Here is a 21,148-nt window from a genome sequence, read left to right as displayed (position 1 = left end):
CGGGCGCCTTCGGGGATATCATTCCGCGCGGAACAGATGCATGGTGGTGCCGCCGACAGTGAGCGAATCACCCGGTGCGAACAGCTGCTGATCGTCGCGAGGAGCCTCGTCCGCGCTCGACCACAGCGACACGAAGCGCTTCACTCCGTCGATCTCGGGAAGCGTGACCTCGATCGGCCGCTCGCTGCCGTGGACCACCAGCAGGATGCGATTGAACCGCTCAGTCTCGGGCGTCGATGCCGCGACGTACTGCATCGTGCGGTGCGAGGGGTCCGACCACCGCGCACCCGACATCGTCTGGCCATGCTCGTCGTACCAGTCGATGACGGATGCCGAGGCGGTGTGCTCGTCGAGGCGGGCGAAGTTCTGCGGCCGCAGCGCCGGGTTGTCGCGTCGCAGGGCGGTGAGCCGCTGCACGTGCGCGAACAGGTCGCGCTGCCATGGGGTGTGCTCCCACGGAACCCAGGTGAGGGGGGAGTCGTGGCAGTAGGCGTTGTTGTTGCCGCGCTGGGTGCGGCCGAACTCGTCGCCGGCCGTGATCATGGGCGTGCCGGCCGAGAGCAGGAGGGTCCCCATCAGATTGCGCATGGCCTTCCTGCGCGTGGCGAGGATGGTCTCGTCGTCGGTGGTGCCCTCCGCTCCATGGTTGAACGAGCGGTTGGTGTCGGCGCCGTCGCGGTTGTGCTCGCCGTTGCCGAGGTTGTGCTTGACGTCGTACGAGACAAGGTCGCGCAGCGTGAACCCGTCGTGCGCCGTGACGAAGTTCACGCCCGCCAGCGGGCCGCGCTCGGCATGGAAGGTGTTGGAGGACCCCGCGAGGCGCGTCGCGAATCCGCCGATCCCCACGGGCGAGGTCGAGGCGCGCCGCGCGTAGTCCACGTCGCTGAGCCAGAAGTTGCGCACGCGGTCGCGGTAGCGGTCGTTCCACTCGAGCCAGCCCTCGCCGAAGTTCCCTGTCTGCCACCCGCCCATGCCCACATCCCACGGCTCGGCGATCTTCTTGACGTCCTGCAGCAGCGGATCGTCGACGATCGCCCGGAGGAGCGGGTGGTCGGGGGTGAAGACGTGGTCGGCATCGCGCCCGAGGGTCACCGCGAGATCGAAGCGGAACCCGTCGACCTGCACGTCGTTCGCCCAGTAGCGCAGCGAGTCCAGGACCAGGCGGGCTGCGGCATCCGTCGACGTATTCAGGGAATTGCCGCACCCGGTGACGTCGATGTACGCACCGTCGTCGTGCTGCCGGTAGTACGACCGGTTGTCGATCCCGCGCAGGCTCGATCGGGGACCCCCGATGCCTTCCTCCGCCGTGTGGTTGTACACGACGTCGAGGATCACCTCCAGCCCGGCCTCGTGGAGGAGCTTCACCATTCCCTTGAACTCCCGCAGAACCGCCTCCGGCCCCTGGGACCGGCTGGCCTCCGTCGCGTAGGGCGCATGCGGCGTGAAGAAGTTCAGGGAGTTGTAGCCCCAGTAGTTCGCCAGGCCGTGCTGCAGCAGACGGGGCTCGGTCACGAAGGCCTGGATGGGAAGCAGCTCGATCGTCGTGACCCCGAGCGTCAGGAAATGATCGATCATGGCGGGGTGCGCAAGACCCGCGTACGTTCCGTGGAGGGCCGGTGGGACGAGCGGATGCCGCTTCGACAGCCCCTTGAGGTGACCCTCGTAGATGACCGTCCGATCGAGGGGGACGGCCGGCTTCGCGACGCCGCCCCAGTCGAAGGAGCCGTCGATGGCCACCGACCGCCAATCCCCGAATCCGCCCGACACGAGTCCTCTCGAGTAGGGCTCGATGAGGAGCGTCTTGGGGTTGAAGGTGTTCCCGGGTCCGTGCGGGCCCTGGACGCGGATCGCATAGCGCGTGCCGGGGCGCAGCAGGGGAGTCGTGATCTCCCAGACTCCACCGCCCACCGGCACGAGCGCGAGCTCGTCGATGATCCAGTCCAGATCGCTGTCGTCGAACAGCACGAGCTCGATGATGTCCGCGTGTGCGGACCAGACGCGGAGCGTTCCCGCGCCGGATGAGAACGTGACACCGAGCGCGTCGAAATCCTCACTGAGGAGCCCGGGAAGGGCGACGGCGGCGAGAGGGTCGGCATTGGCCATGCGACCTACAGTAGTTAGGACGTGAGTCGCCTCTGTAACCGACGTGATGGGCGGACCGGATGACCGTGTACCTCGACCACGCCGCCACGACCCCGCTGCGGCCCGAGGCACGGGATGTCTGGCTGGCTGCGACGGAGTCTCTCGGCAACGCCTCGTCGATCCACGCGGCAGGCCAGAGCGCGCGTCGCCTGCTGGAGGAGTCGCGCGAGCGGCTCGCCTCGGTGCTCCGATGCGACCCGATCGAGGTCGTCTTCACCTCCGGCGGAACGGAGTCCGTCAACCTCGCGATCAAGGGCCTGTGGTGGGGACGGATGCCGGGCTCCGACGTCGTGGTCCTGCCGGACGGAGAGCACCACGCGACCGTCGACACCGTGGGGTGGCTCGTCGCCCGCGAAGGCGCCGGGGTGCGTCCCGTGGCCCTCGGCCCCGACGGTGCGATCCCCGCGGAGACCTTCGCCGCGTCGCTGGGCGGTGCGGCTCTCGCCACCGCACTGGTGGCCAACAACGAGGTCGGAACGGTGAACGACGCCGACGGGCTCGCGCTCGCGGCGGCGCGCGCCGGAATCCCGCTGCACCTCGACGCCGTCTCGGCATTCGGCCATGTGCCCGTCTCCTTCTCCCGGTGGCGCGGAGATGCCGCCGGGCCGGCAGGCCTCGTCGCGCTGAGCGTCTCGGCGCACAAGGTCGGCGGTCCCGCCGGTGTCGGAGCGCTGGTCGTCGCACGGCAGGCGTCCCTCGCCGCCCTCGTGCACGGCGGTGGTCAGCAGAGAGGGCTGCGGGCCGGCACGCAGGATGTGGCGGGTGCCGCGGCGTTCGCAGCGGCGGCCGAGCTCGCGGTGGCCGAGCTGGACGCCGAGGCCGACCGACTCTCGGGGCTGCGCGACCGGCTGGTGCGCGGCATCCTGGCCTCCGTCCACGGCGCCGAGCTCCTCGGCAGCCCCGACCGCCGACTGCCCGGAAATGCGCACATCCTCTTCCCGGGCGCCAGCGGCGAGACCCTGCTCTTCCTCCTCGATCAGGCCGGGATCGCCGTTTCGACGGGCTCGGCCTGCCAGGCGGGCGTGGCGGAGCCGTCGCACGTCGTGCTCGCGCTGGGGCGGACGGATGCCGAGGCCCGACAGGTCCTTCGGCTCACACTCGGGCGCACCTCGACCGAGGCCGACGTCGAGGCGGCGCTCGCCGCGCTGCCCGCAGCCGTCGAACGTGCGCGGGCAGCGGCATCCGGGACCCGCCCAGGAGCCCGCTCGTAGACTGGAGCCATGCGGATCCTTGCGGCGATGAGTGGCGGAGTGGACTCCGCCGTGGCCGCGGCACGCGCGGTCGAGGCGGGCCATGACGTCGTCGGCGTCCACCTCGCGCTGTCTCGCGCCGGCGGCACGCTGCGCACGGGCAGCCGCGGGTGCTGCACGATCGAGGACGCGATGGACGCCCGCCGCGCCGCCGATCTGATCGGCATCCCGTTCTATGTCTGGGACTTCTCGGAGCGCTTCCGTGACGACGTCATCGAGGACTTCATCACCGAGTACCGTGCCGGCCGCACGCCGAATCCGTGCATGCGGTGCAACGAGAAGATCAAGTTCGCGGCCCTCCTCGAGCGTGCCATCGAGCTCGGCTTCGACGCCGTGTGCACCGGCCACTACGCGTCGCTGGTCGACGGACCGGACGGCCGGGAGCTGCACCGCGCCTCGGATGCCGCCAAGGACCAGTCCTATGTGCTCGGCGTGCTCACGGCCGGGCAGCTCGCCCACACGTACTTCCCCCTGGGCGCGACTCCGTCCAAGGCGCTCGTCAGAGCCGAGGCGGCCGAACGCGGCCTGACGGTCGCGCAGAAGCCCGACAGCCATGACATCTGCTTCATCCCGGACGGCGACACCCGAGGCTGGCTGGCCGAGAAGGTCGGCACCGCGACGGGCGACATCGTCGACCGGTCCGGCGCCGTCGTCGGTGCCCACGAAGGGGCGCACGCCTTCACCGTGGGCCAGCGTCGCGGGCTGTCGATCGGCGTGCCGGCACCCGACGGGAAGCCGCGGTTCGTGCTGGAGGTGCGACCCGGGTCGAACACCGTCGTCGTCGGGCCGAAGGAGGCGCTCGCCACCGCCGAGATCGCGGGGGAGCGATACACGTGGTCCGGCCGGGAGCCCGAGACGGCCGAGTTCGCCTGCGACGTGCAGATCCGTGCGCACGCCGACCCGGTGCCCGCGCGTGCCCTGCTCGAGGACGGGGTTCTGACAGTACGGCCGGCGACGCCCTTCGACGGCGTGGCGCCCGGTCAGACGGCGGTCCTGTACGACTCCACCCGCGTCATCGGCCAGTTCACGATCGACCGCACCGTCTCCGCGGTTCCCGCCCGGGTGTGAGTGTCGGGGGCCCTCCCTAGACTGTCGGAGTGACGGATGCCGAGCAGTCTGCAGCCCTTTCGCTCGACGCGGCGCGGACCGAGGTCCAGACCCTCATCGAGCAGATCATCGGCGCGCGAGACGCCTACTACGGTCGCGATGCCGAGCTCGTCGACGACGCCACCTATGACGCCTGGATGCACCGGCTCGACGAGCTCGAGAGGCTGCATCCCGAGCTCCAGGGCCAGGACTCGCCGACGCTGACCGTCGGTGCGGCGTCGGCCACGCTCTTCGCCCCGGTCGAGCACGCCGAGCGGATGCTGAGCCTCGACAACGTGTTCAGCGATGAGGAGCTGCGGGACTGGTGCCGCAAGGCGCAGGACGGCGCGGGCCGGCGCGTGCGCTGGCTGACAGAGCTGAAGATCGACGGCCTCGCAATCAGTCTGCGCTACGAGAACGGCGTGCTGACGTCGGCGGCGACCCGCGGTGACGGACGCGTCGGCGAAGACGTCACGGTCAACGCCCTCCGAGTGGCCGGGATCCCGCATCGCCTGTCCGGAACGGGCCATCCGCCGCTCGTCGAGGTGCGTGGCGAGGTCTTCATCCCGGTCGCGGCTTTCGAAGAGCTCAACGCCCTGCAGGCGCGCCTGCGCGAGCGGGTGTTCCTTGACGCCCGCGCCCGCGGCGCCGACGACGAGCGAGCGCGACGGTCGGCCGACCGCCGATTCCCCGCCTTCGCCAATCCGCGCAATGCCGCGAGCGGTGGCCTGCGCCAGCAGCTCGAGAAGAAGGACGGCCTGGAGCTCGAGGCCGGCGAGGCCCGGGTGGCATCCCTTCGCCTCTTCGTGCACGGCATCGGCGCCTGGCAGAACCCGCCGGTCGCCTCGCAGAGCGAGGTCTACGCGCTCCTCGCGGACTGGGGGCTTCCCACGAGCCCCTACTTCCGCACGACCGATGCCATCGACGGCGTCATCGACTTCGTCGAGCACTACGGGGAGCACCGGCACGACGTCGAGCATGAGATCGACGGGATCGTCGTGAAGGTCGACGAGCTCGCGCTGCACGATGAGCTCGGGGCGACCAGCCGTGCACCCAGGTGGGCCATCGCCTACAAGTACCCGCCTGAGCAGGTCAACACGAAGCTGCTCGACATCGTGGTGTCGGTGGGACGCACCGGCCGGGCGACGCCGTTCGCGGTCATGGCTCCGGCGCGCGTCGCCGGAAGCGTCGTGCGGCAGGCGACGCTGCATAATCAGGACGTCGTACGGGTCAAAGGGGTGCTGATCGGCGACACCGTCGTGCTGCGCAAGGCGGGCGATGTGATCCCCGAGGTGCTGGGCCCCGTCGTGGAACTGCGTGACGGCACCGAGCGCGAGTTCGTCATGCCGAAGGACTGCCCCGAGTGCGGCTCCCCGCTCGCACCGTCGAAAGAAGGCGACGTAGACCTGCGCTGCCCCAACACGCGATCCTGCCCGGCACAGGTGCGGGGGCGGGTCGAGCACATCGGCTCGCGCGGAGCGCTCGACATCGAAGCGCTCGGCGAGGTGACGGCGGCGGCGCTCACGCAGCCTTCGGTCCCCGAGGTGCCGCCCCTCGTGACGGAGGCCGGGCTGTTCGAGCTCACGCTCGACCAACTCGTCCCGATCGAGGTCGTCGTCCGCGACGCCGAGACGGGTGAGACGAAGGTCGACGAGAAGACCGGCGAACAGGTGCGCCGTGCACCCTTCCGCCGCAATCCGAGCGTCGCCGAGAAGAAGTCCGGATTCACCGGCCCCCAGCCTTCGGCGCAGGCGGTCACTCTCATCGAGGAGCTCGAGAAGGCCAAGACGAAGGACCTGTGGCGCTTCCTCGTCGCGCTGAGCATCCGCCACGTCGGTCCCGTCGCCGCCCGTGCCCTCGCGCAGTGGTTCGGCTCGCTGGCCGCGATCCGCGCCGCCTCCCGTGAGGAGCTGGCCGCCGTGGAGGGCGTGGGCGGAATCATCGCCGATGCGCTCATCGACTGGTTCGAGGTCGACTGGCACCGCGAGATCGTCGAGCGCTGGGAGGCGGCGGGGGCGCAGCTCGCGACCCCGGGGCACCCCGGCCCGGGCGCGGCCACCGCCGCAGGCGGGGTGCTCGAGGGGCTCACCGTCGTGGCCACAGGCTCACTGGAGGGGTACTCGCGGGAGGGCGCACAGGAAGCGATCATCCACGCCGGGGGAAAGGCGGCGTCGAGCGTCTCCCGGAAGACCGACTTCGTGGCGGCCGGCCCGGGCGCGGGCTCGAAGCTCGCCAAAGCGGAGGAGCTGGGGGTGCGGATCATCGACGCCGCCCAGTTCCGCATTCTCGTCGAACAGGGCCCTGAGGCGCTCGAGTCCCAGGCGTCCGTACCGGGTGACGACGGCCCGGACGCAGTGTCGTAGGTATGTTCTAACGTCGGAAGTCCTTCGACGAGAGGACGCCCCTGATGACACTGACCCCCGATCCCGCCCTGATCGCCTGGCTCGACCAGGAAGACAAGCGCACCGCACAGACCATCCGGAAGCACGGCGTGAGCATCGAGTACGTCGGGGGTGACATGCGTCGGCGCGAGACATCCTTCGCCTACACGATCGGTCTGTTCGGGATGGGACACCCCGAGCTGCTCGTCTTCGGACTCGACCCACGCACCACGAGCCTGCTCCTGAACGACGTGGCCGATCGGGTCAAGGCAGGTCACGACATCGTGGCGGGGCAGGTGCTCGAGTTCGCCGGGTGGAGTCACCGGGTCACCGTCGAATCCGTACCGAACCCCGCGCAGATCGCCTTCGCCGCGAACCGGTTCTACCGGCGTCCCGACGAGTATTCGGTGGAACTCCTCCAGATGACGTATGACGATCGCGACGGACGCTTCCCGTGGGACGACGAATACGTCAACGCCGCGTGGATCCAGCCGCGATCGGGCAGCTTCACTGCGTGGTGAGGCCGGGCGCGGCGCTACGAGCCCGACGTGAGTGCGAGCAGCCGATCCCGTACCTCGCGGCGGAGCACCTTGCCGATGAGCGACTTCGGCAGCTCATCGACGACGAAGATGCGCCGGGGCACCTTGTACGGGGTCAGGATGCCACGCGCGAACTCGCGGAGCTGCTCGACGTCGACATCCCGGCCCTCGGCCGGGACGATCGCGGCGACGACCTCCTCGCCGGAGCGCGAGCTGGGGAGGCCGACGACGGCGGCGTCCTCGACATCCGGGTGCTGACGCAGGGCGTTTTCGACCTCGGTGGGGGCCACGTTGAACCCGCCCGTGATGATGAGCTCCTTGATGCGATCGACGATCCGGACGAAGCCGCCCTCGTCGATCGTGACGATGTCGCCCGTGCGGAACCAGCCGTCGACGAAGACCGCGTCGGTCTCCTCCGGCTTGCCGTAGTACCCCCGGAAGACCTGGGGTCCGCGCACGAGGAGCTCGCCCCGATCGCCGGGCGCGACATCCGCCGTCAGATCGTCCGGATCCACCACGCGGCACTCGGTGCCGGGCAGGGGCAGCCCGACGGTACCGGGCACGCGGTGCTCGGCGACAGGGTTCGCCATCAGCACCGGCGAGCACTCCGAGAGCCCGTAGCCCTCGACCAGATAGCCGCCGCTCGCCGCTTCGAACGGCACGACCAGCTCGTGGGGAAGCGCCATCGCGCCCGAGATCGCGACCTTCGTTCCCGTGAGCGGGATGCCCTTCTCCTGCGATGCCTTGAGCAGCTTGTCGGCGATCGGCGGCACCAGCGGCAGGAAGGTCGCGGGATGCTTCTTCGACACTGCGAGCACCATGTCCGGGTCGAACTTGGGGAACAGCACGAGCCGCGCCCCCATCGACATGGCGAAGGTCAGGCACAGCGTGAGCCCGTAGGCGTGGAACATCRGAAGCACCGCGTAGACGACGCACCCGTCGCCTCGTGTGATGGACGGCACCCACGCGCGCGCCTGCGCGGCGTTGGCGAGCAGGTTGCGGTGCGTCAGCGCGGCGCCCTTCGGAGTGCCCGTCGTGCCGCTCGTGTACTGGATGATCGCCAGATCGTCGGTCGCCGGCTTCGGATGCGTCGACGGAAGGCGGTCGGCGGCGACGAGCTCGTCCCAGGAGGTCGCTCCGCTGACCTTCTCGTGCAGAGCCTCGCGGGACTCCCGCGCCTTCGCGATGGGCAGGCGCAGCAGGAGCCGGGTGAGGAGGGGCATGGCTCTGGTCACATCGACCGCGACGAGCGTCGTGACGCGCAGGTCTTCAGGGAAGTCCTGCACCGTCGCGACGACTTTGCTCCACACGATGGCGTGCTTGGCGCCGTGATCCTCGAACTGCTTGCGGAGTTCCCGAGCCGTGTAGAGCGGGTTGTGCTCGACGACGACGGCTCCCAGGCGCAGCACCGCGTAGAACGCGACGATGTGCTGCGGGCAGTTCGGAAGGACGATCGCCACCGGGTCGCCCGCACTGACGCCGTGCTCCTTGAGGCCGGCGGCCGCCCGGTCGATCGCCTCGTGCAGCTCGCGGTACGTCGTCTCACGGCCGAAGAACTGCAGGGCCACGGCATTCGGGTAATCGCGCGCCGACGCCTCGACGATGTCGACCAGGGAGCCGGTCGCAGGCTCCATGTCAGCAGGCACTCCCGCGGCGTAGCTTGCGATCCACGGACGAGGCGGGTCATAGGTCGTCACGCGCTCAGACTACGCCCGGCCAAGGCGGCGCACCGCGCCCAATTAGACTGTCCTGGTGTCTGAAATCACCCCCGATCTCGTGCGCCATCTCGGTGTGCTCGCCAGGATCCAGCTGAGTGACGAGGAGGTCGAGCGCCTCACCGGCGAGCTCGACGTCATCGTCGACAACATCGCGAAGGTGTCGGAGGTGGCGACGCCGGACGTCCCCGCGACGAGCCACCCGATCCCTCTCGAGAACGTCTTCCGGGCCGATGAGGTGGGCGATGCGCTCACGCCCGAACAGGCGCTGTCGAATGCTCCGGATGCCGCGGACGGCCGTTTCCGGGTGACCGCGATCCTCGGGGAGGAGCAGTGATGACCGACCTCATCCGACTGAGCGCCTCGGCGCTCGCCGAGAAGCTCGCTGCCGGCGAGGTGTCGAGCGTCGAGGCCACCCAGGCCCACCTCGACCGCATCGCAGAGGTCGACGGCGATGTGCACGCCTTCCTTCACGTGAGCGAGCACGCGCTCGAGGTCGCGGGCGACATCGACCGCCGCCGCGCCGCCGGTGAGGCGCTCGGTGCGCTGGCCGGCGTCCCTCTGGCGATCAAGGATGTGCTCGTCACGACGGATATGCCCTCCACGAGCGGATCGAAGATCCTCGAGGGCTACATGTCGCCGTTCGATGCGACAGTCGTCGCACGTTCGCGGGCGGCCGGCCTCGTGCCTCTCGGCAAGACGAACATGGACGAGTTCGCGATGGGCTCTTCCACCGAGCACTCGGCGTACGGGCCCACCCACAACCCGTGGGACTTCTCCCGGATCCCGGGCGGATCGGGCGGCGGCTCGGCCGCAGCCGTCGCTGCTTTCGAAGCTCCGCTGGCTCTGGGATCGGACACGGGCGGGTCGATCCGTCAGCCTGCGCACGTCACCGGCACCGTGGGCCTGAAGCCGACGTACGGCGGCGTCAGCCGCTACGGGGCCATCGCTCTCGCGTCGAGCCTCGACCAGGTGGGTCCCGTGACGCGCACCGTGCTCGATGCCGGGCTCCTGCACGATGTCATCGGCGGGCACGACCCCCACGACTCCACCTCGCTGACCGACGTCTGGCCCTCGTTCGCCGAAGCGGCCCGCGAGGGCGCGCGCGGCGATGTGCTCAAGGGCCTCCGCGTCGGCGTGATCTCCGAGCTGCCCGACAGCGGCTTCCAGGCAGGCGTCTCGGCCTCGTTCCGCTCCGCGCTCGCACTCATGGAGGCGCACGGTGCCGAGATCGTCGAGATCAGCGCGCCGCACTTCGAGTACGGTGTCGCTGCCTACTACCTCGTGCTCCCGGCCGAGGCATCCAGCAACCTCGCGAAGTTCGATTCGGTGCGGTTCGGCATGCGTGTCGACGTGCCCGGCGGCACCGTCGAGGACGTCATGGCTGCGACGCGCGACGCAGGCTTCGGCCCCGAGGTGAAGCGCCGCATCATCCTCGGCACGTACGCGCTGTCGGCGGGCTACTACGACGCCTATTACGGCTCGGCGCAGAAGGTGCGCACGCTCATCCAGCGCGACTTCGACGAGGCGTTCACCCGCGTCGACGTCATCGCGACTCCGTCGGCTCCGACCACGGCCTTCAAGCTCGGCGAGAAGATCGACGATCCGCTGCAGATGTATCTCAACGATGTGACGACGATCCCGGCGAACCTCGCCGGCGTGCCCGGGATCTCGATCCCGTCGGGCCTCGCAGACGAAGACGGGCTGCCGGTCGGCATCCAGTTCCTCGCTCCCGCACGTGAGGACGCGCGCCTGTACCGCGTGGGTGCGGCCCTCGAAGCCGCGCTCATCGATTCGTGGGGTGGACCGCTGCTCGACAGGGCGCCCGTGCTCGGTGCGAAGGGAGCTGTGCGCTGATGGGCAGAGACAAGCTGATGGACTTCGACAAGGCCCTCGAGATCTTCGAGCCCGTGCTCGGGTTCGAGGTGCACGTCGAGCTGAACACGAAGACCAAGATGTTCTCCGGTGCCGCCAACCCCGCGCACGCCGACAACCACGGCGCGGGGCCGAACACCCTCGTCGCACCGGTCGACATGGGGCTTCCGGGCTCGCTGCCGACGGTGAATGCCGAGGCCGTGAAGTACTCGATCAGCCTCGGCCTTGCGCTCGGGTGCTCGATCGCGCCGTCCAGCAGGTTCGCGAGGAAGAACTACTTCTACCCCGACCTCGGCAAGAACTACCAGATCTCGCAGTACGACGAGCCGATCGCCTTCGAGGGTTCGGTCGACGTCGAGCTGACCGACGGGACGATCGTCACGGTTCCGATCGAGCGCGCGCACATGGAAGAGGATGCCGGCAAGCTCACGCACATGGGCGGAGCGACCGGTCGCATCCAGGGAGCCGAGTACTCGCTCGTCGACTACAACCGTGCCGGCGTGCCCCTCGTCGAGATCGTCACCAAGCCGATCTTCGGCGCCGAGCACCGCGCGCCGGAGATCGCGAAGGCGTATGTGCAGACGATCCGCGACATCGTGATCTCGCTGGGCATCTCCGAGGCGCGCATGGAGCGGGGCAACCTGCGCTGCGACGCCAACGTCTCGCTGCGTCCGCGCGGCCAGGAGAAGCTCGGAACGCGCACCGAGACCAAGAACGTCAACTCCATGCGCTCGGTGGAGCGTGCCGTCCGCTACGAGATCCAGCGCCAGGCGGCGATCCTCGCCGGCGGTGGCACCATCATCCAGGAGACGCGTCACTGGCACGAAGACACCGGCACGACCTCTCCGGGCCGGCCCAAGTCCGACGCAGACGACTACCGGTACTTCCCCGAGCCCGACCTGCTCCCCGTGGCGCCGAGCATGGCGATGATCGAAGAGCTTCGGGCCGCACTGCCGGAGGCTCCCGCGGTCCGGCGTCGCAGGCTCAAGACCGACTGGGGATTCTCGGATCTCGAGTACCAGCACGTGGTGAACGGCGGGCTGGTCGCGGAGGTCGAGGCGACGGTCGCGGCGGGAGCGACACCGGCGGCCGCGCACAAGTGGTGGACCGGCGAGCTCACGCGCATCGCCAACGCCCAAGGGCGCGAGGCGTCGGATCTGGTGACCCCGGCCGATGTCGCGGCACTTCAAAGCCTCGTCGACTCCGGGGCGCTCAACGACAAGCTCGCCCGCCAGGTGCTCGAGGGGGTCGTCGCCGGCGAAGGGTCCCCGCAGGAGGTCGTCGACGCTCGTGGACTCGCGGTCGTCTCGGACGACGGTGCTCTCATCGCGGCGATCGACGACGCACTCGCATCGCAGCCTGACGTGCTGGCGAAGATCCGCGATGGCAAGGTCCAGGCCGCCGGTGCCGTCATCGGCGCTGTCATGAAGGCGATGAAGGGACAGGCGGATGCCGCGCGCGTCCGTGAACTCGTCCTGGAGCGCGCCGCACAGTAGCTCGCTCGAAGACCACGGGCAGGATGGCTTCGGCTGTCCTGCCCGTGGCCGTTCCGCGCGGTCTTTCCCTCCGTGCACCGGATGTCCCGGGCTCCCGGGAGAATGGACGCATGGGACGCGGCGACGGCACGGGCCGGATCGTCTCACCGGAGGGTGCGGACGACACAGGCACCGGCATCCTGCATGTCGACATGGACGCGTTCTTCGCGGCCGTCGAGGTGCTCGACGATCCTTCGCTCCGGGGCAGGCCCGTCATCGTGGGCGGGGTGGAGGGGCGCGGCGTCGTCTCGAGCGCGACCTATGAGGCGCGGCGTTTCGGCGTCCGCTCGGCCATGCCGATGGGCCAGGCGCTGCGGCTCTGTCCGGGCGCGACCGTCGTCGCTCCGCATTTCGATCGGTATGTCGCGGTGTCCAGGCGCGTGATGGAGATCTTCCACGAGTTCACACCCAGCGTGGAGCCGCTGTCGATCGACGAGGCGTTCCTCGATGTGAGCGGCGCCCGTCGGCTGTGGGGGAGTCCCGGTCGGATCGCCGTGCTCCTGCGGGCGAGGATCCTCAGCGAGACCGGACTCACGTGCAGCGTCGGCGTGGCGGCGACGAAGCACGTCGCGAAGATCGCCTCGACCATCAGCAAACCCGACGGGCTGTTGATCGTGGCGGAGCCCGACACGGCGGAGTTCCTCGCCGCACGGCCGGTCCGCGCGCTCTGGGGAATCGGCCCCAAAGCCGGCGACTCGCTCGAGTCCCGCGGCATCCACACCGTCGCCGACGTGCTCGACACACCCCGGTCTGTCCTCGATCGCGCCCTCGGACAAGCGATGGGCGACCGGATCTGGCACCTCGCCCGCGGCCTCGATGCTCGACCTGTCGATACGGGGCGCGTCGAGAAGACCGTCGGCCACGAAGAGACCTTCGACAGCGACATCGACGATCCGGCTGTCCTCCGTTCTGAGCTGCGGCGACTGGCCGACCGCGTCGGCGGGCGCCTGCGCACGCACGGCTGGGTGGCATCGACCATCTCGGTCAAGCTGCGGTTCGCCGACTTCACCACCCTCAGCCGGTCGCAGACCCTCGGCGAGCCGACTTCCGTCGGACAGCGGATCGGAGATGCCGCGATCGAGCTGTTCGATGCGGTCGAGCGGCCGCTGCCTGTCCGTCTCGTGGGAGTCCGCGCCGAAAAGCTTCGACAGGGGCAGGACGAGATCCTGACCCTGTGGGATGACGATGCCGAATGGAAGCGCGTCGAGGAGGCGCTCGATGACGCTGCGGCGAGGTTCGGGAAGGGCTCCGTGACTCGCGCGACGCTGCTCGGCCGCTCTCGCGGCGGGAGGGCGCTTCCGTCGCACCCGCCCGCACCGCCGCGGGAGTGAAGCGGCCGAACCGGCCCGAGACCTCGTGTCAACGGGGTGATCTCGGCCTGGGCAGGTGCGGGTCGGGCGGGTAGCGTGGGGTCATGCCAAATATCGCACTCGAGCTCGGCAAGCAGTCGGCATCCCTCGGAGTCAACAGCGCGTACGGCGAACAGCGCGACATCGGGGGAGTGCAGCTCATCCCGGTCTCGCTGTCGTGGACCGGATTCGGCGGCGGGTCGGATGATGTCGGCAACGGCGGTGGTGGCGGCGGCGGATGGGCGGTGCCGCTCGGCGCCTACATCCGCCGGGGCGGCGATGTGCGGTTCGAGCCGAACATCGTCTCGCTCCTCGCGGTCGGCATCCCCTTCGTCTGGGTGGCCGGTCGAGCCTTGAGCCGTGTCGTCCGCGCCCTCAAGAAGTAACCCCGACCCCGTCTCCGCAGCGCTGCGAGCCGCCGCAGGCAAGGTCGTCCTGGCGGTCCGTGAGCTCGGCGCCACCAACCCGGTGGTGCTGGTCGACGGCCGCAGCGGTGCAGGCAAGTCCAGCCTCGCGCGAGAGCTCGTCGCGCGGTGGCCCATTCGCGGTCGGGTGCAGCTCGTGGCGCTCGACAATCTGTACCCCGGGTGGGACGGTATGGCGGACGGGGTCGAAGCGTCGCGAAGCCTCATCCTCCACCCGCACGCGCGCGGGCTCATCGGTGTCTGGCAGCGCTGGGATTGGGATGCCGGGTCTCCCGCCGAGGCCCATGCCGTCGATCCCTCCTTGCCGCTCATCGTCGAAGGCTCCGGCCTCCTCACTCCGGCCACGGCGAAGCTGGGCGACATCCGGGTCTGGCTGGAGTCGCCGTCGACGTCTCGGAAGCACCGGGCCCTGGCTCGGGACGGCGAGACCTATCGTCCGCACTGGGATCGCTGGGCGGAGCAGGAGGAGCGCCATATCGCCCGGGATGACCCGCGGAGCCTTGCGACCCACCTCTTCGCGGTCCCCTGAAGCCCGGCGTCAGTCGGCTTCGGCCGCCTGGACCAATCCGTCCAGGCGATAGCCCAGCCAGTCATAGATGCCGAACCGCGGGTCGCTGTCGTCGTGGTCGGCTTCGTCGACGATGCCCAATCGCGAGGCGAGGACGAGGCGGAGCGCCGCAAGGGTGCGGAGCCAGCATCCGAGAGTCTCGGCGTCCAGCTCGACGATGGCGATCCTGGTGAGCGCCTCTGCATCATCGGTGACGAGCGTCGGTCCTGAAATGCCGTGGAGGCTCGCGAGGACGGTGGCGGCATCCGTCGACCGCCGGTCCAGCAGGTCGCGCTGGGTGAGTTCACGGAACTCCCGCGACGCCTCGGGGTCGTCCGCGTAGGCGTCGGGAACCAGTCGTGCGAGCGCCGGGTCATCGGGGCTCGTACGGGTCGCATCGGTCGTCTCGCTCAGCAGGTCGGCGAACTGGGTGATCAGTCCGGCGAGGTGGACTGCCTCCATGCGGGTGATCTCGAGAACGACGAGTCGATCGGTCATTGGGGCGCCTCTCTCACGGTTGCCCAGAGCCCGTAGTCATGCATCGCGCTGGCGTGAAGCTCCATCTGCTCGCGCGCGCCTTCTGCCACGACGGCTCGACCGTCGTTGTGCACCTGGAGCATGAGCTGCTCCGCCCGCTCTCGTGGAAAGCCGAAGTATTCGCGGAAGACGTGCACCACATAGCTCATGAGGTTGACGGGATCGTTCCAGACGACGGTCTGCCAGACGCGGTGGGGGGCCGATGTGGTCTCGAGCTCGACACGCTCGCCCGTCCCCGGGATGGTCGCGGCGAGCATCAGGCCCACCCGAGATCGTGCAGGCGGTCGTCGTCGATGCCGTAGAAGTGAGCGATCTCATGCACCAGCGTCGTATGGACCTCGTCGCGGAGTTCTTCCTCGCTGGCGCAGGCAGCCAGGTGCGGTTCGYGATAGACGATGATGCGATCCGGAAGCTCGCCGACGCCGTAGCGCTCTCGCTCCGTCAGCGCCCATCCGTCGTACAGGCCGAGCAGGTCGAGACTTCCGTCTTCGGGACGGTCCTCAACGACGAACACCACGTTGTCGAGCCCGTCGATCATGTCGTCGGGCAGCAGATCGAGCTCATCGACGACGAGAGCCTCGAAGGTCTCGACATCCATCTCGATCACCGTCGTACCGCGCATCGCGCATTGGGGTGAGTAACGGGACTTGAACCCGCGGCCCCCTGGACCACAACCAGGTGCTCTACCAACTGAGCTATACCCACCATGTTGTCTCCCGCCTGAGCGGGCAACCAGACGATTCTCTCACACCCCGGGAGCGAAAGTGGACACGACAGAGGCCGCAGCGGCGCGCGCGCCGTCGCTCGTCGGACCCGGCTGCGGAACGAACACGGCCTGACGGTAGTACGCCAGTTCTCGGATGGATTCCTGGATATCCGCGAGCGCGCGATGCCCTCCGCCCTTGACCGGCGCGTGTATGTAGGCGCGGGGATACCAGCGGCGAGACAGCTCTTTGACACTCGAGACGTCGACGTTGCGGTAGTGCAGCCAGTGGTCGATGCGCGGCATGTACTTGGCGAGGAACATGCGGTCGGTGCCGATGGTGTTGCCGGCGAGCGGGGCCTTGCCTTCGAGGGGAACGAACTGCTGGATGTACTCGAGTGCCTGGAACTCGGCATCCGCGAGGCTCACACCGTTCGGGATCTCATCGATGAGTCCTGATCGGGTGTGCATCTCACGGACGAACTCGCTCATGTGAGTGAGCGCCGAGTCGTCAGGCTTGATCACGATCTGGAATCCCGGATGCTGCGCCCGAAGCTCGAAATCGGTCACAACGACCGCGATCTCGACGAGTTCGTCCTGGTCGAGATCCAAGCCCGTCATCTCGCAGTCGATCCATACGAGTCGATCGTTCTCGGAAGCGCCCACCATGTCGACCATCCTAGTGACGGGCCCCGACATGCCGGTCTGGCCCGCGACGATGTGCCAAGGGCGCCAGCCGCCCGCGGCAACCACGCGGTCGGTGGGCGACTCAGCCTGACAGCCCCTCCGGGAGGATTCGAACCCCCGACCTTGCGGGTAGAAACCGCTCGCTCTGTCCCCTGAGCTACGGAGGGATGGGTGGTATCAGGCTACCGGGCCAGGGCCGACGATGCGGAATCGATGAGGTTCCCCGCCTCGCCGCCAGAGGCACAGATCCCCATCGGCGATTCCCGTGAACCGCCCGTGAAGCGCTGGCCAGAAGACACCCCCGGGCGTAGCGTCAGGAAGGTACCGGCCGGAAGGAGTTCGACATGGGTGACACGCAGACTCGCCGCCTCTGGGTGGCGTACGGGCCGTCAGGTGCCGTCGGAACAATCGAGAAGTCCGCGGATGACGCCTTCTCGGTGAAGATGGTGGGGGCCGAATCCGCGATCGGCGTCTACCCCGCCCTCGAGGTCGCCAAGAGCGCGCTGGTGGCACACCTCAAGCCGGGCTCGGACCGGCCTGAGTTCCGCGAGCACTGACCTCGGGCGAGACTTCTCGCCGGGGACGCGTCGCGTCGAGGAGCGGCAGCGCGAGGTGCACGAGTGGCCCGATGAGGGCCGCGAAGAGGATCGTGCCGGTTCCGACCGTGCCGCCGAGCATCCAGCCGACGAGCAGCACCGTGACCTCGACGGAGCCGCGGCAGAGCCACACGGGCCAGCCGAGCCGGACGTGGAGTCCGGTCATCAGCCCGTCGCGCGGACCGGGCCCGAAGTGGGCGCCGATGTAGAGCCCTGACGCGACGGCGACCGTCAGGATGCCGCCGAAGAGGGTGCCGAATTGCGCGACGACGCCGCTCACGGGCGGCAGTACCGACAGAGCGAACTGCATGCTCGTCCCCACGAGCAGGATGTTGGCGATCGTGCCGATGCCGGGCTTCTGCTTGAGTGGAATCCAGAGCAGCAGGACGAGGAAGCCCACGATGTTGGTCACCCAGCCGATTCCGATGCCCGTATGGATTGACACGCCCTGCGCGAAGACGGTCCACGGGTCGACACCCAGCCCCGCCTCGATCGTCAGGGCGCAGCCGAAGCCATAGAGGACGAGTCCGATGAGGAGTTGAACGACGCGGCGGGTCATGACTAGATCCAATCGCAATATTGGCATGACCCATGCAGTCCAATCTTGCTAATCTGGCCCCATGTATTCCCGAATGTCTGCTCGCGCCCTGACCTCGGCGTTGGGCGGGTGGCGCGCGAGCGAGCCTGCATACGAGGCGCTGGCCGATGCGATCCGTCTGCTCTGCCTCGACAACCGGCTCGCTCCGCGGACGACCCTCCCCGCCGAACGAGAACTGGCGGGCGCACTCGGTGTGAGCCGCAGCACTGTCGCGGCCGCGTATCGGAGTCTTCGCGACTCGGAGCACATCGCCAGCACGCGTGGGTCGGGCAGCGTCACGCTGCCGCTGCGTCGCCATGATCCCGGCACTTCGATGGATGCCCAGGGAGGAATCGATCTCCAGCAGGCGAGCCCTCCCGCATGGCCGGGTCTTGCCCGGGTCATGGTCGATGTGGCGAGTCGATCGGCGGCACTCGTCACTCGGAGTGGGTATGACGTGCTCGGCCGCACCGACCTGCGATCCGCCATCGCCGACCGTTACACCGAGCGCGGCATCCCGACCGATCCCAGCGAGGTGGTCGTGACGACGGGCGCACAATCGGCGATCCACCTCCTCGCCTCGGTGCTGCTCGGGCGGGGTGATCGGGTGCTCATCGAGACACCTACCTACCCTCACGCGGCGGACGCCTTTCGAAGCGCCGGCGCCCGGTTGGTGGGACTTCCGGTCACGACGTCCGACGGCTGGGACCTGGACAGGGCCGAACAGGCGCTCGCCCGGACGCTCCCTGTCCTCGCCTACCTCATGCCCGACTTCCACAACCCGACCGGTCACTCCATGACGGGCGAGGACCGCGCGGTCATTCTCACGGCCGCCGAGCGGTCGGGAACCCTGCTCGTTCTTGACGAGACGACGGCTGACCTGGATATCGACCGGGGTCCGGTATCGCCCGGATTCGTAGACGCGGACTCCGGCTCTGTCGTCCGCATCGGATCTCTCGGAAAGACGGTCTGGGGTGGACTCCGGGTCGGATGGATCCGTGCGAGTGCCGATCTGGTGCGCCGACTGATCGCTGCCCGATCCACCCACGACCTCGGCACGCCCGAATTCGAGCAGGCGGTCGCCGCCGAGCTCCTTCCGAGATTCGGCGAGATCGTCGCCCAGCGGTCTCACGTTCTCCGCGAAGGTCGGGACGCGGCGGTCGATGCGCTGCGCTCCGCCCTTCCTGAGTGGTCCGTGCCGCGTCCGCGGGGCGGAGTGTCGCTGTGGATCGAGCTGGATGCTCCGCTCAGCTCGGCGATCGTCATGGATGCCCGCTCTCGCGGGCTTCTGCTTTCTGCCGGCCCCCGGTTCTCGGTGGACGGTGGCCACGACCGTCATCTGCGACTTCCTTTCACCGCCCCCGCCGACAACCTGCGGCGTGCGGTGGGGATCCTCGCCGAGGCGTGGCCTCAGGTGCGCGGCGGCGCTCCCGTCGCCGCGTACCACCAGCTCGAATCGGTGGTGTGACTTCACCGGCCGAGCCGCAGGCACTCGACCGCATCGTCCGCAGACCAGAAGGCGCCGAGATCTCGGAACGCGCGACTCGGCGCATGGAACCGGCGCGCTCGATAGCGGATCCCCTGATGCTCGGCTCGGGCCTCGAGATGCCCGATGATCCGGCCGTCGGGGTCGATCACGCGCCACAGCCCGGCAGCGGCCTGTGCGAGGCGAACCGGAGTGCCGCCGCGCAGAAGGGGCGGCGCGAATGTCGTCGTCTGGGTGAGTGAGGTCATGGTCCCTCCTTCGTCACTCTCGAAGATATGTACGACCTCCGACATTCCGCACGGAGGGCAGGACGCGGGCGGGCTTGCCGATTCCTCCCCATGCGACGACAGCAGACGAACTGTCCCCAAGCGTCGCATCGGCGCTCGCTCGCGGAGGTGGTCGAAGCAACCTGGATCAGGCGCTGCCGCCCGACGGGCACTCGGGCGGCAGCGCGGCCCGAGGATCGGCCTCGGGCGCGAGAGAGGATGCGAAATGACCGACACCATCACCGTCACCGGCAACATCGCCACGCCGCCCGAGCAGAGGCGCACGGCCGCCGGAGTGGCGATCACGACCTTCCGGGTCGCAAGCGGACAGCGGCGATACGACAACGCGACCAGCAGCTGGACCGACTCGGGCACCAACTGGTACAACGTGTCGACCTACAGGCGACTCGCCGACCACGCGATGGCCTCGCTGCACAAGGGTGACCGGGTGGTCCTGACCGGCCGCCTGCGCGTGCGGGAGTGGGATACCGGCACCAAGAAGGGCATCGCGGTGGAGATCGATGCTGATTCCATCGGTCATGATCTTCTGTTCGGCACGTCCCGATTTGAAAAGGATGCCGCCCCTCTCCCCGCAGTCGGCGCTGCACAGAACGTCGACTCCACCTGGACGGAGTCGGACTCTTCCGCCAGCTGGGCGGTTCCCGGAGCAGGCGAACCTGAGACGGCGCTCGTCGGAGCCGATCTGCGCGGTGACGGCGCTGAGTCATTCGAGGCGGGCGATCCGCCGTTCTGAGCACGGCGGGGGCTCGGCGGCGCACGCTTAGACTCTCCCTGTGTTCCGACCCGAGCCCCCCTCGCGCCCCGGCCGTCGGCCCACCACGCGAACGGGCAAGTGGGCCACCAGAGGCGCCGCGGCCGGTCTCGCCGGTCTGCTGATCGTGGCGATGCTCGCGGGGTGCGTGGCGTCGGGTCCCGATGTGTCCGGCCCGACTTCCATGCCGACGACGTCGGCCAGCCCGTCCGGCAGTCCGTCCGACACGTCTCCGTCCCCTGCCCCGACGGAATCGGCGCCGGCGCTGAAGGCGGATGGGACAGCAGCAGACAACCTGCCGTATTTCAGCTCCATCGTCGCCGCGGTGTGGGCCGGTCCGGACAACGTGTCCGGTCGGGCCTACATCGATGCGCTCGCCGCGGGCGGGTTCGACAAGGCCGCGATGCAGGTCACCAATGACGAGTCGACGGTGGGAAACCCGGCCGAGAGCATTCAGTTCGCGGTGCTCTGGGCCGGCGAGTGCCTCGTCGGGCAGGTCGGCCCGGCGACAGGATCGCCGGTTGCGGTGGTGCTGCGCACCGTGGGCTCCGGTGAGTGCCTGATCGGCGATACGCGGCCCATCGACTGGTGACCTGATCCGCTCGGCGCACACTGCGCAGCGCGGGAGCCGGCACCGACTCCTGGCCATCGGCGGGACCGGGCAGGCCACGGCCCTAGAC

22 protein-coding genes and 2 tRNA genes are annotated in these 21,148 nt (G+C 69.1%); 14 read left to right on the top strand and 10 right to left on the bottom strand.

The window, feature by feature from the left end:
• Positions 1-18: 18 nt before the first annotated feature.
• Positions 19-2,103: a glycogen debranching protein GlgX gene (glgX, locus tag AC1DP3_RS11695; protein ID WP_477293427.1), complete on the bottom strand. Its 2,085-nt coding sequence runs from the start codon at positions 2,101-2,103 to the stop codon at positions 19-21.
• Between the two features lie 59 nt (positions 2,104-2,162).
• Between glgX and AC1DP3_RS11690 the strand changes: the two genes are divergently transcribed.
• Genes AC1DP3_RS11690 through AC1DP3_RS11675 form a run of 4 tightly spaced genes read left to right on the top strand, consistent with a single transcriptional unit; the run spans position 2,163 to position 7,380 of the window.
• Complete coding sequence (locus AC1DP3_RS11690) at positions 2,163-3,353, top strand: cysteine desulfurase family protein (protein ID WP_477293425.1); 1,191 nt, start codon at positions 2,163-2,165, stop codon at positions 3,351-3,353.
• A 9-nt stretch (positions 3,354-3,362) separates the two neighbouring features.
• On the top strand, positions 3,363-4,460 hold the full coding sequence (gene mnmA / locus AC1DP3_RS11685; RefSeq protein ID WP_477293424.1) for a tRNA 2-thiouridine(34) synthase MnmA: 1,098 nt from the start codon (positions 3,363-3,365) through the stop codon (positions 4,458-4,460).
• Between the two features lie 29 nt (positions 4,461-4,489).
• Positions 4,490-6,841 carry an NAD-dependent DNA ligase LigA gene (gene ligA / locus AC1DP3_RS11680; RefSeq protein ID WP_477293422.1) on the top strand — a complete coding sequence of 784 codons (2,352 nt, stop codon included), beginning with the start codon at positions 4,490-4,492 and terminating at the stop codon, positions 6,839-6,841.
• Positions 6,842-6,885: 44 nt separating this feature from the next.
• Positions 6,886-7,380 (top strand): DUF4262 domain-containing protein, encoded by a 495-nt coding sequence (locus AC1DP3_RS11675; protein WP_477293420.1) that lies wholly within the window; start codon positions 6,886-6,888, stop codon positions 7,378-7,380.
• Positions 7,381-7,394: 14 nt separating this feature from the next.
• Here the strand turns inward: AC1DP3_RS11675 and AC1DP3_RS11670 are convergent, their stop codons facing one another.
• A complete protein-coding gene (locus AC1DP3_RS11670; protein WP_477293419.1) occupies positions 7,395-9,095 on the bottom strand; it encodes a long-chain-fatty-acid--CoA ligase in 1,701 nt (566 codons plus the stop codon).
• A 55-nt stretch (positions 9,096-9,150) separates the two neighbouring features.
• Between AC1DP3_RS11670 and gatC the strand changes: the two genes are divergently transcribed.
• From gatC to AC1DP3_RS11640, 6 genes are all read left to right on the top strand, one after another.
• Positions 9,151-9,450 carry an Asp-tRNA(Asn)/Glu-tRNA(Gln) amidotransferase subunit GatC gene (gene gatC / locus AC1DP3_RS11665; RefSeq protein ID WP_477293417.1) on the top strand — a complete coding sequence of 100 codons (300 nt, stop codon included), beginning with the start codon at positions 9,151-9,153 and terminating at the stop codon, positions 9,448-9,450.
• Complete coding sequence (gene gatA / locus AC1DP3_RS11660) at positions 9,450-10,970, top strand: Asp-tRNA(Asn)/Glu-tRNA(Gln) amidotransferase subunit GatA (RefSeq protein WP_477293416.1); 1,521 nt, start codon at positions 9,450-9,452, stop codon at positions 10,968-10,970. Before gatC ends, gatA begins: the two co-directional genes overlap by 1 nt.
• Positions 10,970-12,484: an Asp-tRNA(Asn)/Glu-tRNA(Gln) amidotransferase subunit GatB gene (gene gatB, locus AC1DP3_RS11655; protein WP_477293414.1), complete on the top strand. Its 1,515-nt coding sequence runs from the start codon at positions 10,970-10,972 to the stop codon at positions 12,482-12,484. Before gatA ends, gatB begins: the two co-directional genes overlap by 1 nt.
• A 110-nt stretch (positions 12,485-12,594) precedes the next feature.
• Positions 12,595-13,854 carry a DNA polymerase IV gene (locus tag AC1DP3_RS11650; protein ID WP_477293412.1) on the top strand — a complete coding sequence of 420 codons (1,260 nt, stop codon included), beginning with the start codon at positions 12,595-12,597 and terminating at the stop codon, positions 13,852-13,854.
• A gap of 83 nt (positions 13,855-13,937) precedes the next feature.
• Complete coding sequence (locus AC1DP3_RS11645; protein ID WP_477293410.1) at positions 13,938-14,258, top strand: hypothetical protein; 321 nt, start codon at positions 13,938-13,940, stop codon at positions 14,256-14,258.
• Positions 14,233-14,826, top strand: coding sequence for a nucleoside/nucleotide kinase family protein (locus AC1DP3_RS11640; RefSeq protein WP_477293408.1), 594 nt, complete (start codon positions 14,233-14,235; stop codon positions 14,824-14,826). Before AC1DP3_RS11645 ends, AC1DP3_RS11640 begins: the two co-directional genes overlap by 26 nt.
• Before the next feature lie 9 nt (positions 14,827-14,835).
• Here the strand turns inward: AC1DP3_RS11640 and AC1DP3_RS11635 are convergent, their stop codons facing one another.
• The 6 genes from AC1DP3_RS11635 to AC1DP3_RS11610 all read right to left on the bottom strand — a co-directional run bounded on the left by AC1DP3_RS11635 (position 14,836) and on the right by AC1DP3_RS11610 (position 16,938).
• Positions 14,836-15,342 carry a DUF2017 family protein gene (locus AC1DP3_RS11635; RefSeq protein ID WP_477293406.1) on the bottom strand — a complete coding sequence of 169 codons (507 nt, stop codon included), beginning with the start codon at positions 15,340-15,342 and terminating at the stop codon, positions 14,836-14,838.
• Positions 15,339-15,638 carry an ATP-dependent Clp protease adapter ClpS gene (gene clpS, locus AC1DP3_RS11630; RefSeq protein ID WP_477293404.1) on the bottom strand — a complete coding sequence of 100 codons (300 nt, stop codon included), beginning with the start codon at positions 15,636-15,638 and terminating at the stop codon, positions 15,339-15,341. The genes AC1DP3_RS11635 and clpS overlap by 4 nt, the downstream gene beginning before the upstream one ends.
• Positions 15,638-16,003, bottom strand: coding sequence for a metallopeptidase family protein (locus tag AC1DP3_RS11625; protein ID WP_477293402.1), 366 nt, complete (start codon positions 16,001-16,003; stop codon positions 15,638-15,640). The genes clpS and AC1DP3_RS11625 overlap by 1 nt, the downstream gene beginning before the upstream one ends.
• A gap of 7 nt (positions 16,004-16,010) precedes the next feature.
• Positions 16,011-16,086 (bottom strand) — tRNA-His (locus tag AC1DP3_RS11620).
• Positions 16,087-16,126: 40 nt separating this feature from the next.
• A complete protein-coding gene (gene orn, locus AC1DP3_RS11615; protein WP_477293400.1) occupies positions 16,127-16,753 on the bottom strand; it encodes an oligoribonuclease in 627 nt (208 codons plus the stop codon).
• A 112-nt stretch (positions 16,754-16,865) separates the two neighbouring features.
• Positions 16,866-16,938, bottom strand: a tRNA-Arg gene (locus AC1DP3_RS11610).
• Positions 16,939-17,115: 177 nt separating this feature from the next.
• On the opposite strand from AC1DP3_RS11610, the gene AC1DP3_RS11605 reads away from it, so the two are divergent.
• Positions 17,116-17,328 carry a methyltransferase gene (locus tag AC1DP3_RS11605; protein ID WP_477293398.1) on the top strand — a complete coding sequence of 71 codons (213 nt, stop codon included), beginning with the start codon at positions 17,116-17,118 and terminating at the stop codon, positions 17,326-17,328.
• Here the strand turns inward: AC1DP3_RS11605 and yczE are convergent.
• Entirely contained in the window at positions 17,288-17,926 is a 639-nt protein-coding gene (gene yczE, locus AC1DP3_RS11600; protein ID WP_477293397.1) for a membrane protein YczE, read from the bottom strand. The two genes, AC1DP3_RS11605 and yczE, sit on opposite strands and share 41 nt — an antisense overlap.
• Positions 17,927-17,987: 61 nt before the next feature.
• On the opposite strand from yczE, the gene yczR reads away from it, so the two are divergent.
• A complete protein-coding gene (gene yczR, locus AC1DP3_RS11595) occupies positions 17,988-19,412 on the top strand; it encodes a MocR-like transcription factor YczR (RefSeq protein ID WP_477293395.1) in 1,425 nt (474 codons plus the stop codon).
• A 2-nt stretch (positions 19,413-19,414) separates the two neighbouring features.
• Here yczR and AC1DP3_RS11590 read toward each other — a convergent pair whose 3' ends face one another.
• Positions 19,415-19,678, bottom strand: a complete 264-nt coding sequence (locus AC1DP3_RS11590) for a hypothetical protein (protein WP_477293393.1) — start codon at positions 19,676-19,678, stop codon at positions 19,415-19,417.
• Between the two features lie 244 nt (positions 19,679-19,922).
• Here AC1DP3_RS11590 and AC1DP3_RS11585 point away from each other — a divergent pair, with 244 nt between their 5' ends.
• Complete coding sequence (locus AC1DP3_RS11585; protein ID WP_477293391.1) at positions 19,923-20,450, top strand: single-stranded DNA-binding protein; 528 nt, start codon at positions 19,923-19,925, stop codon at positions 20,448-20,450.
• A gap of 40 nt (positions 20,451-20,490) precedes the next feature.
• Entirely contained in the window at positions 20,491-21,060 is a 570-nt protein-coding gene (locus AC1DP3_RS11580) for a DUF6993 domain-containing protein (protein ID WP_477293389.1), read from the top strand.
• Positions 21,061-21,148 lie beyond the last annotated feature (88 nt).

Source organism: Microbacterium sp. P5_B6 (assembly GCF_056400345.1).
The sequence above is the reverse complement of the archived record's forward strand: the minus strand, read 5'-3'. Positions and strand labels throughout refer to the sequence as shown.

What these genes read in the sequence shown, in the direction of transcription:
- AC1DP3_RS11675 (WP_477293420.1), top strand. Translation starts at nt 6,886, where the DNA reads ATGACACTGACCCCCGATCCCGCCCTGATCGCCTGGCTCGACCAGGAA.
- AC1DP3_RS11690 (WP_477293425.1), top strand. Translation starts at nt 2,163, where the DNA reads ATGACCGTGTACCTCGACCACGCCGCCACGACCCCGCTGCGGCCCGAG.
- orn (WP_477293400.1), bottom strand. Translation starts at nt 16,753, where the DNA reads ATGGTGGGCGCTTCCGAGAACGATCGACTCGTATGGATCGACTGCGAG.
- AC1DP3_RS11635 (WP_477293406.1), bottom strand. Translation starts at nt 15,342, where the DNA reads ATGACCGATCGACTCGTCGTTCTCGAGATCACCCGCATGGAGGCAGTC.
- yczR (WP_477293395.1), top strand. Translation starts at nt 17,988, where the DNA reads ATGTATTCCCGAATGTCTGCTCGCGCCCTGACCTCGGCGTTGGGCGGG.
- AC1DP3_RS11645 (WP_477293410.1), top strand. Translation starts at nt 13,938, where the DNA reads ATGCCAAATATCGCACTCGAGCTCGGCAAGCAGTCGGCATCCCTCGGA.
- AC1DP3_RS11590 (WP_477293393.1), bottom strand. Translation starts at nt 19,678, where the DNA reads ATGACCTCACTCACCCAGACGACGACATTCGCGCCGCCCCTTCTGCGC.
- yczE (WP_477293397.1), bottom strand. Translation starts at nt 17,926, where the DNA reads ATGACCCGCCGCGTCGTTCAACTCCTCATCGGACTCGTCCTCTATGGC.
- AC1DP3_RS11650 (WP_477293412.1), top strand. Translation starts at nt 12,595, where the DNA reads ATGGGACGCGGCGACGGCACGGGCCGGATCGTCTCACCGGAGGGTGCG.
- AC1DP3_RS11585 (WP_477293391.1), top strand. Translation starts at nt 19,923, where the DNA reads ATGACCGACACCATCACCGTCACCGGCAACATCGCCACGCCGCCCGAG.
- gatA (WP_477293416.1), top strand. Translation starts at nt 9,450, where the DNA reads ATGACCGACCTCATCCGACTGAGCGCCTCGGCGCTCGCCGAGAAGCTC.
- gatB (WP_477293414.1), top strand. Translation starts at nt 10,970, where the DNA reads ATGGGCAGAGACAAGCTGATGGACTTCGACAAGGCCCTCGAGATCTTC.
- glgX (WP_477293427.1), bottom strand. Translation starts at nt 2,103, where the DNA reads ATGGCCAATGCCGACCCTCTCGCCGCCGTCGCCCTTCCCGGGCTCCTC.
- AC1DP3_RS11605 (WP_477293398.1), top strand. Translation starts at nt 17,116, where the DNA reads ATGGGTGACACGCAGACTCGCCGCCTCTGGGTGGCGTACGGGCCGTCA.
- clpS (WP_477293404.1), bottom strand. Translation starts at nt 15,638, where the DNA reads ATGCTCGCCGCGACCATCCCGGGGACGGGCGAGCGTGTCGAGCTCGAG.
- mnmA (WP_477293424.1), top strand. Translation starts at nt 3,363, where the DNA reads ATGCGGATCCTTGCGGCGATGAGTGGCGGAGTGGACTCCGCCGTGGCC.